Annotated in this window: 9 protein-coding genes; 7 read left to right on the top strand and 2 right to left on the bottom strand. The window is 65.3% G+C overall.

Going from position 1 to position 12,424, the window contains the following annotated elements; all coding sequences use genetic code 11:
- Nucleotides 1-32 precede the first annotated feature (32 nt).
- Both IB255_RS22495 and gloB read right to left on the bottom strand, forming a co-directional pair.
- Complete coding sequence (locus IB255_RS22495; RefSeq protein WP_081516485.1) at nucleotides 33-1,643, bottom strand: LysM peptidoglycan-binding domain-containing protein; 1,611 nt, start codon at nucleotides 1,641-1,643, stop codon at nucleotides 33-35.
- Nucleotides 1,644-1,722: 79 nt separating this feature from the next.
- Nucleotides 1,723-2,517, bottom strand: coding sequence for a hydroxyacylglutathione hydrolase (gene gloB / locus IB255_RS22490; RefSeq protein WP_192210902.1), 795 nt, complete (start codon nucleotides 2,515-2,517; stop codon nucleotides 1,723-1,725).
- Between the two features lie 89 nt (nucleotides 2,518-2,606).
- On the opposite strand from gloB, the gene IB255_RS22485 reads away from it, so the two are divergent.
- The 7 genes from IB255_RS22485 (at nucleotide 2,607) to IB255_RS22455 (ending at nucleotide 12,391) form a co-directional block, all read left to right on the top strand.
- On the top strand, nucleotides 2,607-3,362 hold the full coding sequence (locus IB255_RS22485) for a class I SAM-dependent methyltransferase (RefSeq protein ID WP_151189651.1): 756 nt from the start codon (nucleotides 2,607-2,609) through the stop codon (nucleotides 3,360-3,362).
- Nucleotides 3,363-3,373: 11 nt separating this feature from the next.
- Nucleotides 3,374-3,817: a ribonuclease HI gene (gene rnhA / locus IB255_RS22480; RefSeq protein ID WP_024763291.1), complete on the top strand. Its 444-nt coding sequence runs from the start codon at nucleotides 3,374-3,376 to the stop codon at nucleotides 3,815-3,817.
- Between the two features lie 71 nt (nucleotides 3,818-3,888).
- Entirely contained in the window at nucleotides 3,889-4,626 is a 738-nt protein-coding gene (gene dnaQ / locus IB255_RS22475) for a DNA polymerase III subunit epsilon (RefSeq protein WP_081516488.1), read from the top strand.
- A gap of 633 nt (nucleotides 4,627-5,259) precedes the next feature.
- Nucleotides 5,260-7,512 (top strand): Orn/Lys/Arg decarboxylase N-terminal domain-containing protein, encoded by a 2,253-nt coding sequence (locus tag IB255_RS22470; protein WP_081516534.1) that lies wholly within the window; start codon nucleotides 5,260-5,262, stop codon nucleotides 7,510-7,512.
- A 106-nt stretch (nucleotides 7,513-7,618) separates the two neighbouring features.
- A complete protein-coding gene (locus tag IB255_RS22465) occupies nucleotides 7,619-9,805 on the top strand; it encodes a putative bifunctional diguanylate cyclase/phosphodiesterase (RefSeq protein WP_081516535.1) in 2,187 nt (728 codons plus the stop codon).
- Nucleotides 9,806-9,996: 191 nt separating this feature from the next.
- Nucleotides 9,997-11,340 (top strand): amino acid permease, encoded by a 1,344-nt coding sequence (locus IB255_RS22460; RefSeq protein WP_045208363.1) that lies wholly within the window; start codon nucleotides 9,997-9,999, stop codon nucleotides 11,338-11,340.
- Between the two features lie 238 nt (nucleotides 11,341-11,578).
- Complete coding sequence (locus IB255_RS22455; RefSeq protein ID WP_081516536.1) at nucleotides 11,579-12,391, top strand: crotonase/enoyl-CoA hydratase family protein; 813 nt, start codon at nucleotides 11,579-11,581, stop codon at nucleotides 12,389-12,391.
- Nucleotides 12,392-12,424: the final 33 nt, after the last annotated feature.

Here is a 12,424-nt window from a genome sequence, read left to right as displayed (position 1 = left end):
CCGGGGCTGTGCGCCCCGGCGCAAGGTGAAACTCAGCGGCTGGCGGTATCGAGGTACAGCGTGATGGTCTGGCCCGGCTTCAGGGCCTGACCACTGCGCGGGTTCCAGCGTTTGATGTGCTGCATCTCGACGTTGAAACGCTTGGCGATCAGGTACATCGAATCGCCCTGCTTGACCTTGTAGTAGGTCGCGGTGTCCTGCTTGGCCTTGCTCTTGCTGCTGGAAGCCAGCTGGGTAGCGGCGGCGCTCTGCAACTTGAGGGTCTGGCCGGGCTTGACACCATGGCTGTCCAGGCCGTTCCAGCGCTTGAGGTCCGCGACCTCGACGCCGTTCTTCTTGGCGATGTTCCACAGGGTGTCGCCATTCTTCACGGTGTAGCTGCGAGTAGCGACGCGGGCGCTGGCGACGGTCTTCGAACTTTCCACCTGGGCCAGTTGGCGCGGGCTCTCCGGCTCGATGGTCGGACGGCCGGGCTGGCCGGGGATGACCAGGGTCTGGCCATTGCGCAGACGGTTGGCGCTCAGGCGGTTGGCGGCCTTGAGTTCAGCCACGCTCAGACGGTAGCGCTGGGCGATGCTGTGCAGGCTGTCGCCTTTGCGTACGCGATAATGGCCATTGCTCGAAGCCACCAGGGGCTTGACCTGTACCGGCTCCAGGTTCGCAACGCCGGCCTTGAGCGAATCCGCCTTGGCCAGCGGCACCAGCAGGTGGTGCGGGCCATCCAGGGTCACGCCACGCTTGAAGGCGGGGTTGAGCTGCTGCAGTTCGTCCTGGTCCAGATCGCCTGCGGCGGCGACCTGGGAGAGGTCCAGGCCCGGCTTGACGCGGATCGAGGTGAAATAGGGCTGGTTGGCGATCGGGCTGAGGTTGATGCCGTAGATAGTCGGGGCATTCACCAGTTGCGACAGGGCCAGCAGCTTGGGCACGTAGTCCTGGGTTTCCTGCGGCAGCGGCAGGTTCCAGTAGTCGGTGGGCAGGCCGAGGCGCTCGTTGCGCTCGATCGCGCGGCTGACGGTGCCTTCGCCGGCGTTGTAGGCGGCCAGCGCGAGCAGCCAGTCGCCGTTGAACATGTCGTGCAGGCGGTTCAGGTAGGTCAGCGCGGCATTGGTCGACGCGGTGATGTCGCGGCGGCCGTCATAGAAGTTGGTCTGGCGCAGGTTGAAGTGCGTACCGGTGCTCGGGATGAACTGCCACAGGCCTACGGCCTGGGCACGCGACACGGCCATCGGGTTGTAGGAGCTCTCGATCATCGGCAACAGCGCCAGTTCCAGCGGCATGTCGCGCTCTTCCAGGCGCTCGACGACGTAGTGCATGTACGGCGCGCCGCGCTCGCTGGCGTTTTCCAGGAACGACTGGTTGCTCATGAACCACAGGCGCTGACGCTCGATACGCGGGTTGGTATTGAGCTGGTCCTGCAACTGGAAGCCGCCGCGCATGCGATCCCAGATATCGTTCTGGGCCTGGTTCCAGGCTGGATTGAACTGCACGTCGACGGCGCGGGAGGCGCTGCGGGCCTGGTTGTCGCTGGCGGTCTGCTGGGTCGACTGGCAACCCGCCAGACCCGCTGCGAGGAGGACGATGGAGACTCGGATGGCACGTGCCAATGCGTCTAGATCGGAGGTCTTTCTGGTCTTGGGCGGCATTGGCTGATGACTATGTCCGGGGCAAAAATTTCGGCGATTCTAGAAACCGAGCCTGCCCTGGTCAAGATTTCGCCAGCCTTCAGAATTGATCCTTCCAGCGGCGAATGGTCGCAAAGACCTCGTCCGGCGTGCGGATTTGCTGGCCGCTCCGCTCGTCGGCGACTTTCTTAACGGATATTTCCGACACGCGAAGGAAAGGATTCGTAGCTCGTTCTAGGGCAATGGAAGAAGGAAGGCTGATCCTGCCCTGTTCGCGCCAGCGGCTGACCTCTTCGAAGCGCGCGAGGACCTCCGGATTCTCCGGTTCGACCGCACAGGCGAAGCGCAGGTTGCTCAGGGTGTACTCGTGGGCGCAGTACACGGCGGTGCGGCCGGGCAGGGCGGCCAGCCGGCTCAGCGAGGCATGCATCTGCGCCGGCGTGCCTTCGAACAGGCGGCCGCAACCGGCGGCGAACAGGGTGTCGCCACAGAAAAGCAGTGGCTGGCTTTCATCGTCATGGCTGTTCGTTGCATGGAAATAGGCAATGTGGCCGAGGGTGTGGCCGGGCACATGGATGACTTCGAAGCCCAGCCCCAGCACTTCGACCCGGTCGCCGTCTTCCAGCGCCACGTCGCGTCCCGGAATCTTCTCTCCGGCCGGGCCCAGCACGCGGGCGCCGGTTTCCGCCTTGAGGCGGGCGACGCCGCCGACGTGGTCGGCATGGTGGTGGGTGATGATGATGTCGGTCAGCTTCCAGCCGGGATGGGCCTGCAGCCATTGCTCGACTGGCGCGGCGTCACCCGGATCGACCACCGCGCATTCGCGGCGGGTCACATCCTGCAACAGCCAGAGGTAGTTGTCGGAAAAGGCGGGCAGAGCATCTATCTGTATCATGGGTGGAAAGTCGCCAAGTGGTGGGCATTGGCGCATAGTAGTGCGGATACGCACTTTTGTGTCGCGCTGTCCCACAGGGGGTAGTGATGATCGAAGAACCCTTCGCCCAGGCCGATGCCGACTGGCTTGAGCTGATCGACCAGGCCCGCCACTGGCTGTCCGGGCCGATCGGCGGAATGATGCTCGCCGAAGAACAGCAGTTGCTGATCGACGAGCTGGAGCGCTATTTCGGCGGCTACCTGGTGCATTACGGGCCGCATGCGGAGCTGCCGGCCAGCGTCGGCAATATCCAGCGTGGCGTGCGCCTCGGGCCGCCGTTGCCCGGCGTGGAGATCGCCTGCGACGAGGCGGCCTGGCCGCTGGGCGAGCATGCCGCTGATGTGGTGTTGCTGCAGCATGGCCTGGATTTCTGCCTGTCGCCGCATCGCCTGTTGCGCGAAGCCGCGCGCAGCGTGCGTCCGGGCGGGCACCTGCTGGTGGTCGGGGTGAATCCCTGGAGTGCCTGGGGCATCCGCCACTACTTCGCCCGCGATGCCTTGCGCCGCGCCCGTTGCATCTCGCCGAACCGGGTCTGCGACTGGCTCAACCTGCTGGGCTTCGCGCTGGAGAAACGCCGCTTCGGGTGTTATCGTCCGCCGCTTGCATCGGCGAAATGGCAGGGCCGTCTGGCCCGCATGGAGACCTGGGGCCCCGTCCTGCAGGGCTCCGGCGCCGGCTTCTATCTATTGGTGGCGCGCAAGCTGGTGGTCGGTCTGCGGCCCCTGCGTCAGCCCCGTCGCGAGCCGCGCGGCCAACTGGTGCCGCTGCCGGTGGCCAAGGTCAGCCGCCGCGATTCCGAGTCCTGAAAGCGAGCCAAATGAGCGAAGAGAAAGTCGAGATCTATACCGACGGCGCCTGCAAGGGCAACCCGGGACCGGGTGGCTGGGGCGCCGTGCTGTTCTACAAGGGCGCCGAGCGCGAACTGTGGGGCGGCGAGGCCGAAACCACCAACAACCGCATGGAACTGATGGCCGCCATCATGGCCCTGGCCGCACTCAAGCGGCATTGCGATGTGCGTATCGTCACCGACTCGCAGTACGTCATGCAGGGCATCACCGAGTGGATGGTCAACTGGAAGAAGCGCGGCTGGAAGACCGCCGCCAAGCAGCCGGTGAAGAACGCCGACCTGTGGCAGGCGCTGGATGAGCAGGTAAACCGGCATACTGTCGAATGGCGCTGGGTACGCGGCCATACCGGCCACCCCGGCAATGAGCGCGCCGACATGCTCGCCAACCGTGGCGTGAGCGAGCTGCCGCGCTAAGCGTCCGCTCTCAGAATCAAGGTCGCCCGAAGTCATTCGGGCGCATCAATCGCAAGAAGGTTTCACACAGAATGCGCAGCGTCGTACTCGATACTGAAACGACCGGTATGCCGGTCACCGACGGCCACCGGATCATTGAGATCGGTTGCGTCGAACTCGACGGTCGCCGCCTGACCGGCCGGCATTTCCACGTCTACCTGCAGCCCGACCGCGAGATCGACGAAGGTGCGATCGCGGTCCACGGCATCACCAATGAATACGTCAAGGACATGCCGCGCTTCCGCGAAGTGGCGGATGACTTCTTCGAGTTCATCAAGGGCGCCCAGCTGATCATCCACAACGCGGCGTTCGACGTTGGCTTCATCAACAACGAGTTCGCCCTGCTGGGGCAGTCCGAGCGTGCGGACGTTGCCGACTACTGCGGCATCCTCGACACCCTGCTGATGGCCCGCGAGCGCCATCCGGGCCAGCGCAACAACCTCGATGCGCTGTGCAAGCGCTATGGCGTCGACAACTCCGGCCGTGACCTGCACGGCGCATTGCTCGACGCCGAGATTCTTGCCGACGTCTACCTGGCGATGACCGGTGGCCAGACCAGCCTGTCGCTGGCTGGCAATGGTGCAGAGGGTGACGGCAGCGGCCGTGCCACGGCCTCGGCGATCCGTCGCCTGGCGGCAGATCGCGGGTTGACCCGGGTGATTCGCGCCAGCGATGCGGAGATCGAGGCGCATGTGGCGCGCCTGGCGGTGATCGAGAAGTCCGCGGGTGGTCCGTCGCTGTGGGCGCAGATGGAAGCGCCGAAGGAGTGATCCTTCTCGCCACCTGAGAAAAGGCCCCTGTCAGGGGCCTTTTTCGTTTCTGATGGTGTGACACTTGTAGGAGCGGGCCATGCCCGCGATCCGCCGGCAAGGCCGGCGCCGTCTTTTGGCTCGGATGTTGATCCTGCATCGCTGCGTTGGCTTGGGCGTTCCAGCGCCGCTTCAACGTACGCGCAAACTCTCTGTTTCGCCCCCTCGGGCGACCTACTTTGGCAAACGACGGATGGCCGCCCCACCCAAAGTAGGCAAAGGTCTTGCCCCGGACATCCGGTTTTTCGCTTAGGCGAAAAATTCCCTTGTTGAATCGAAGTTTCAGGGGCACGAACTAGGCGTCCCCCCACGAAGGGCCATCCCTGGCCCATCGCGGCTCTCGCGACATCCATGTCGCTCAACCCCTGAAACTCCAATTCAACGAGGCCTCCTGAACGGGGCAGTCTGGAGTGCGCTGGCATTTCTCTGGAAGTCTTTTAGAGCCAGAGCCAGATCAAAACGCTCGAGGTGAGCGCACCTGTCAGCCACGCGACGTTTTATTACAGCCGTCTGCCGGGTGCATTCCCCTACATTCCGTGAGCCCATACTCTGAAAGGGATCGACGCCAGTCGTACGTCCATTCAGGGGTTCACAATGTACAAAGACTTAAAATTCCCCATCCTCATCGTTCACCGCGACATCAAGGCCGATACCGTGGCCGGCGACCGGGTGAGGGATATCGCGCGGGAGCTGGAGCAGGATGGCTTCAGCATCCTTTCCACCGCCAGCTCCGCCGAGGGGCGCATCGTTGCCTCGACCCACCACGGTCTCGCCTGCATCCTGGTCGCCGCCGAGGGGGCGGGGGAGAACCAGCGCCTTCTGCAGGATGTGGTGGAGCTGATCCGCATGGCGCGGGTGCGCGCGCCACAACTGCCGATCTTCGCCCTCGGCGAACAGATGACCATCGAGAACGCGCCGGCCGAGTCCATGGCCGACCTGCACCAGCTGCGTGGCATTCTCTACCTGTTCGAAGACACCGTGCCCTTTCTCGCCCGCCAGGTCAGTCGCGCTGCGCGCAAGTACCTGGAAGGCCTGTTGCCGCCGTTCTTCCGCGCGCTGGTGGAGCACACCGCGCAGTCCAATTATTCCTGGCACACGCCTGGCCACGGAGGGGGCGTGGCCTACCGCAAGAGTCCGGTGGGACAGGCCTTCCATCAGTTCTTCGGGGAGAACACGCTGCGTTCGGACCTTTCCGTCTCGGTCCCCGAGCTGGGCTCGCTGCTCGATCACACCGGTCCGCTGGCCGAGGCGGAAGCCCGTGCGGCGCGCAATTTCGGCGCCGACCATACCTTCTTCGTGATCAACGGCACCTCCACGGCGAACAAGATCGTCTGGCACTCCATGGTCTGCCGCGACGACCTGGTGCTGGTGGACCGCAACTGCCACAAGTCGATCCTCCATTCGATCATCATGACCGGCGCCATCCCGCTGTACCTGACGCCTGAGCGCAACGAGCTGGGCATCATCGGGCCGATCCCGCTGTCGGAGTTCAGCCGCGAATCCATCGCCGCGAAGATCGAGGCCAGCCCGCTGGCGCGCGGCCGGGAGCCCAGGGTGCGGCTGGCGGTGGTGACCAACTCCACCTACGACGGCCTCTGCTACAACGCGCAGATGATCAAGCAGGCCCTGGGCGACAGCGTCGAGGTGCTGCATTTCGACGAAGCCTGGTACGCCTACGCGGCCTTCCACGAGTTCTATGACGGACGCTACGGCATGGGCACCAGCCGTGACGACAGCGGCCCGCTGGTGTTCACCACCCACTCCACGCACAAGATGCTTGCCGCCTTCAGCCAGGCCTCGATGATCCATGTGCAGGATGCCGGCGCGCGGCGCTTCGAGCAGGCGCGTTTCAACGAAGCCTTCATGATGCACATCTCCACCTCGCCGCAGTACGGCATCATCGCCTCGCTGGACGTGGCCTCGGCGATGATGGAAGGCCCGGCGGGGCGCTCGCTGATCCAGGAAACCTTCGACGAAGCCCTGAGCTTCCGCCGCGCCCTGGCCAATGTGCAACAGAACCTCGCGGAGAACGACTGGTGGTTCTGCGTCTGGCAGCCGCCGGGCGTCGAGGGCACTGACGAGGTGAAGACCCGCGACTGGGTGCTGGAACCCAACGCCGACTGGCACGGCTTCGGCGACGCGGTGGAAGATTACGTGCTGCTCGACCCGATCAAGGTCACCCTGGCCACGCCGGGGCTCACCGCCGGCGGGCGGCTGGATTCACGCGGGATTCCCGCCGCGGTGGTCAGCCGCTTCCTCTGGGAGCGCGGGCTGGTGGTGGAGAAGACCGGGCTGTACTCCTTCCTCGTGCTGTTCTCCATGGGCGTGACCAAGGGCAAGTGGAGCACCCTGGTCACCGAACTGCTGGAGTTCAAGCGCAGCTACGACGCCAACCAGCCGCTGGCGGACGCGCTGCCCAGCGTCGCCCAGGCCGGCGGCGTACGTTATGCGGGTATGGGCCTGCGCGACCTCTGCGATGAGCTGCACCGTTGCTATCGCGACCACGCGACCGCCAAGGCGATGAAGCGCATGTACACGGTGCTGCCGGAAATCGCCATGCGCCCGGCGGACGCTTACGCGCAACTGGTGCGCGGCGAGGTCGAGGCGGTGCCCATCGATCGGTTGGAAGGGCGCATCGCCGCGGTGATGCTGGTGCCATATCCGCCAGGTATCCCGCTGATCATGCCGGGCGAGCGGTTCACCGAATCCACCCGCTCCATACTCGATTACCTGGCCTTCGCGCAGAGCTTCGAACGCAATTTTCCCGGCTTCGACTCCGACGTCCATGGCCTGCAGGTGCGCGAGGTAGACGGCGAGCGGCGCTATACCGTGGAGTGCTGCAAGTGACCGTCCGACTACTGACAGCAGCGACATACATCACTGTATGAAAAGTGGAACTATCCTTGTGCGCATCGGTAAAGGGAGAAATTGAGGAAAAAGGGAGGTTTCCCCCATGCGCTGTCCCGTGACGTTGCCGAACGAGAGCGAGCGCCTGAGTGCGCTCTCCGATTACGGTTTCGACGACGAAAGCCTGCTGCCCAGCCTCGACCCGGTGGTGCAGATCGCTGTGCGCATGTTCGGCATGCCGGTCGCAGCGGTGAACATGATCGGCAGTGACCACGTGTTCTTCGCCGCCGCCACCGGCATCGGCGAAGTCGACATGGGGCGCGACGTATCCTTCTGCGCCCATGCCATCGCCCAGGACGGCGTGATGGTGGTGGGCGACGCCAGCCGCGATGAGCGCTTCCACGACAACCCGCTGGTGACGGCGCCCAATGGCGTGCGCTTCTACGCGGGCGTGCCGCTGCTCTCGGTCGAGGGACAGGCGCTGGGCGCGCTGTGCATCATCGACAGCCAGCCCCACGAAGACTTTTCCGGCGAGGACCGCGAGCGTCTGGTCGAGCTGGCGCGCATGGCGTCCGACCGGCTCGAACTGCGCCGCATCGAGGTGGCCTCGTCGCGCACCCGGCCGCTGTTCGAGGAGTACGCCGGCACCTCGCCGACTCCCGTGGTCTGGTTCGACTGCTGGGGCGAGATCGGTGCCTGGAACGAAGCGGCGGCCAACCTGTTCGGCTACGACCTGATCGAAGGCAGCGGCCAGTCCTTCGAGCTGCTGCTGCCCGAGCGCAGTCGCCAGTCCTTCCGCGCCCTGATCAGCGGAGCCAGCGATGCCACGTCCCTGGACGGCATGGCCGTGCCGGGGGAAATCGCCGGCCTGCGCAAGGACGGCTCCGAACTCTCGCTGGGCCTGACGCTCTTCAGTTGGTCGGAAAGGGGCAAGCTCAAGTTCGAGGCAGTGCTCAAGGACCTCACCGCCCGCCATCGGGAAGAGGAGGCGCTGCGCCAACTGGCCAGCGTCGATGTACTCACGGGGCTGGCCAATCGCGGCCAGTTCTACCGGCGCACCGAGGAAGTCCTGGTGCAGTCGCGCCCGGCGGCCGTGCTGATGATCGACCTGGACGGCTTCAAGGACGTCAACGACTCCCTCGGCCACGCCGTCGGCGACGGCATTTTGCGGCAGGTTGCCGAGCGACTGGCCCGGCTGGCCACCGCTGGCGCCACGGTGGCGCGCATCGGTGGCGACGAGTTCGCCATCCTCGAGCCGAACCTGCTCTCGCCCGAACACGCCATGCGCTTCGCCCAGGCGGTGATCGCCAGTATCGCCGAGCCCATCGTCATCGACGCTCATGAGGTGCGGGTCGCTGCCAGTTGCGGCGTGGCTCTGGCGCCTCTGCATGCGCAGGAAGCGCTGGAGCTGGTGGGTGACGCCGACCTGGCGCTGTTCAAGGCCAAGAGCAGCGGTCGCAGCCACGCGTTTGTGTTCCTTCCGGCGCTGAAGATGGAAGCGGCGGCGCGGCACCTGTATGGCATGGAGTTGCATCGCGCCGTGGCCAACGGCGAGTTCCTGTTGTTCTACCAGCCCCAGGTCAGCCTGCGCGACGGCTCCCTGCGCGGGGCCGAGGCGCTGATCCGCTGGCAGCATCCACAGCGCGGCCTGCTGTCGCCAGCGGCCTTCCTGCCGTCGCTGGAGGGCGGGCCCCTGGCGGCCATCGTCGGCGCCTGGATACTGGATGAGGCCTGCGCCCAGGCTGCCTACTGGCGGCGCAACGGTGCGCCCGACCTGCGCATGGGGGTGAATCTGTTCGGCGCGCAGTTCCGCATGGGCAACCTGGTCACCCAGGTGTTGGAGGCACTGGAACGGCACGGCCTGCCGGCGGAGGCGCTGGAACTGGAGATCACCGAGAACATCGTGCTCAACCACGACGACACCGTTCTCAGTACCCTGCAGAGCCTGCGCTCCTATGGGGTCGGGATCGCTTTCGACGACTTCGGCACCGGCTACGCCTCCCTCAGCCTGCTCAAGACCTATCCGCTGAGCCGCATCAAGATCGACCGCACCTTCGTCATCGGCATGCTGGAGACCCAGCAGGACCTCTCGGTGATCCGCGCGATCCTCGACATGGCCCGCAGCTTCGATTTGGAGACCATCGCCGAAGGCATCGAAACCTCAGCCCAGCGCGACCGCCTGCGCGCCGAACGCTGCACCGAAGGGCAGGGCTACCTGTTCGCCAAGCCGATGCCGTCGCTGCAGTTCGAGCAGCTCTACGGGATCGGCACGCGGCAGTTCGGCTCCGCCTGAGCGGCGGAATTTCTGCAGCGGCATTGACCGCGCGGGGCGAAATCGCTCGAAACGGGCGGTCTCGTCCTGCAAAACGGTTTCCTCCTTTGCCCGGCGCTGTCTACCCTGTAGGACAGATCGCCGCTCTGCGCCCCTTCGATGGCCAGGGCGACAACACGAAAATACAGATCGCGGGCTTCTAAGGAGCGCAGATGGCGGAAGCGAAAAAGGGCAGCATGGGGTTCTGGAGCTGCACCGCGCTGGTGGTTGGCAACATGGTGGGGTCGGGGGTGTTCCTGTTGCCGTCGAGCCTGGCCGCGTTCGGCGGGCTCAGTCTGTTCGGCTGGCTGGTGTCGAGCACCGGGGCCGTGATCCTCGCCTTCACCTTCGCCCGGCTGGCGCGGCTCAACCCTGGAGCTGGCGGGCCATACGCCTATACCCGTGACGGCTTCGGCAGCTTCGCCGGCTATCTCTGTGCCTGGACGTACTGGAAAGCCGCCTGGATCGGCAACGCCGCCATCGCCGTCACGCTGGTCGGTTATCTGCGGGTTTTCATTCCGGCACTGGCCGACCCGCTGCTGATGGTCGCCACGGCCATCGGCGCCATCTGGCTGTGCACCCTGATCAACCTGCGCGGCATCACCGCCTTCGCCGTGGTGCAGAACTGCCTGACCGCGCTCAAGCTGATCCCGCTGCTGCTGGTGGGCATTCTCGGCTGGTTCCACTTCAACCCCGACTACCTGACCATCCCGGCGCCCAGCGAGCTGCCGAACATGGGCTATGCCCAGGCCATCGCCACCACGGCAGCGCTGACGCTCTGGTCGTTCATCGGCCTGGAATCGGCCACTGTGCCGGCGGACGATGTGCGCGACCCGAAGAAGACCATCCCCCGCGCCACGCTGTTCGGCACCCTGGCGGCTGCCGCGGTGTACATCCTGTCGATCACCGCCGTGCAGGGCCTGATGCCGCCGGAAGTGCTGGCCAAGTCCACGTCGCCGTTCGCTGATGCCGCGCGCATCCTGCTGGGCACCTGGGGCTATTACCTGGTGGCTGGCGGGGCAGTGATCGCCTGCCTCGGCGCGCTCAACGGCTGGGTATTGCTGCAGGGCCAGATCCCGGTGGCGCCGGCCCGCGACGGGCTGTTCCCCGAGTCCCTGGGCAAGCTCAACAAGAACGGCGCGCCGGCCAACGGCCTGCTGTCCTCCGGGCTGCTGGTCACCGCGCTGGTGATGGTCGATGGCCATGGCGAGCTGGTGGAGGTGTTCAACGTCATCATCCTGCTCGGCACCATGACGGGCGTCGTACCCTACGCCTTCTGCACCGCCGCGCTGATCCAGATGCTGGCGGTGAAGCCCGAGTCCTTCTCGCCGCGCTCGCGCCCGCAGGTGCTGGCGATTGGTTGCCTGGGCTTCCTCTACTCGCTGTGGGCACTCTACGGCACCGGCCAGCAGGCGATCTTCTGGGGCTTCCTGGTGTTCATGGCGGGCATCCCGATGTACACCTGGCGCCAGTACCGCAACCGCGCGCAGGGGCTGCCGATGGCCGCCGGCGACTGATTGTCGCGGCGGCCACCTTCCTGCCAGATCAAGCAGTTGGTGAGCGAATTGCGAGCGGATTCACGCCCGATGCCGTGGCCTGTGTCACAGACCGCGGCATCGACTTTTGGTCTTGCCTTGTTATAGTGGCGCGATGCCAAAAATCTGTATGCGGCAACCATAAGAACTGTTGGCCCGGGCTCCAGCGGCAGCGCGCCGCACCCAGACGAGAAGCAGGGCATTCCCGAGGACATCTCCCGTGACCGAATACAAAGCCTTCCGCGTTGAACTGGCGGACAAGATCGCCCATGTGCAGATCAACCGTCCGGAAAAACTCAACGCGATGAACGCCGATTTCTGGAAGGAAATCATCGATATCTTCCAGTGGGCCGATGAAACGGATGAAGTCCGCGTCGTCGTCCTCAGCGGCGCCGGCAAGCACTTCTCCGCCGGTATCGACCTCGCCCTGCTGGCCCAGGCCGCCAACCACCTGGGCAAGGACGTCGGCCGCAACGCCCGCGCACTGCGCAAGACCATCCTGCAGCTGCAGGGCTCCTTCAACGCCGTGGACAAGTGCAGCAAGCCGGTCCTTGCGGCGATCCAGGGCTACTGCATCGGCGGCGGCATCGACCTGATCTCCGCTTGCGACATGCGCTACTGCAGCGCGGATGCGCAGTTCTCCATCAAGGAAATCGACATGGGCATGGCAGCCGATGTCGGCACCCTGCAACGCCTGCCGCGCCTGATCGGCGACGGCATCATGCGTGAGCTGGCCTACACCGGGCGTAACGTCAACGCAGAGGAAGCGCAGCGCATTGGCCTGGTCAACAGCGTCTACGCCGACCATTCCGCGCTGCAGGACGGCGTGATGGAGCTGGCCCGGCAGATCGCCGCCAAGTCGCCGATTGCCATCCGCGGCACCAAGGAAATGATCGGCTACGCCCGCGACCACCGCGTCGAGGACGGCCTGGAATACATCGCCACCTGGAACGCCGCCATGCTGCAGTCCGCTGACCTGCAGGCCGCGATGATGGCGCACATGAGCAAGAAGACCCCCGAGTTCGCCGATTGATGTCCGTCCACTCTTCTTGCGCGCAGGAGGCGC

The sequence above is a fragment of the Pseudomonas sp. PDM22 genome (assembly GCF_014851965.1).
GTDB lineage: Bacteria > Pseudomonadota > Gammaproteobacteria > Pseudomonadales > Pseudomonadaceae > Pseudomonas.
Note: the sequence above shows the minus strand (reverse complement) of the source record. Positions and strands in the feature narration are given on the sequence as shown.

Bases quoted from the DNA above. Each gene is read 5' to 3' on its own strand.
- IB255_RS22470 (WP_081516534.1), top strand. From the start codon at position 5,260: ATGTACAAAGACTTAAAATTCCCCATCCTCATCGTTCACCGCGACATC.
- IB255_RS22495 (WP_081516485.1), bottom strand. From the start codon at position 1,643: ATGCCGCCCAAGACCAGAAAGACCTCCGATCTAGACGCATTGGCACGT.
- dnaQ (WP_081516488.1), top strand. From the start codon at position 3,889: ATGCGCAGCGTCGTACTCGATACTGAAACGACCGGTATGCCGGTCACC.
- rnhA (WP_024763291.1), top strand. From the start codon at position 3,374: ATGAGCGAAGAGAAAGTCGAGATCTATACCGACGGCGCCTGCAAGGGC.
- IB255_RS22465 (WP_081516535.1), top strand. From the start codon at position 7,619: ATGCGCTGTCCCGTGACGTTGCCGAACGAGAGCGAGCGCCTGAGTGCG.
- gloB (WP_192210902.1), bottom strand. From the start codon at position 2,517: ATGATACAGATAGATGCTCTGCCCGCCTTTTCCGACAACTACCTCTGG.
- IB255_RS22460 (WP_045208363.1), top strand. From the start codon at position 9,997: ATGGCGGAAGCGAAAAAGGGCAGCATGGGGTTCTGGAGCTGCACCGCG.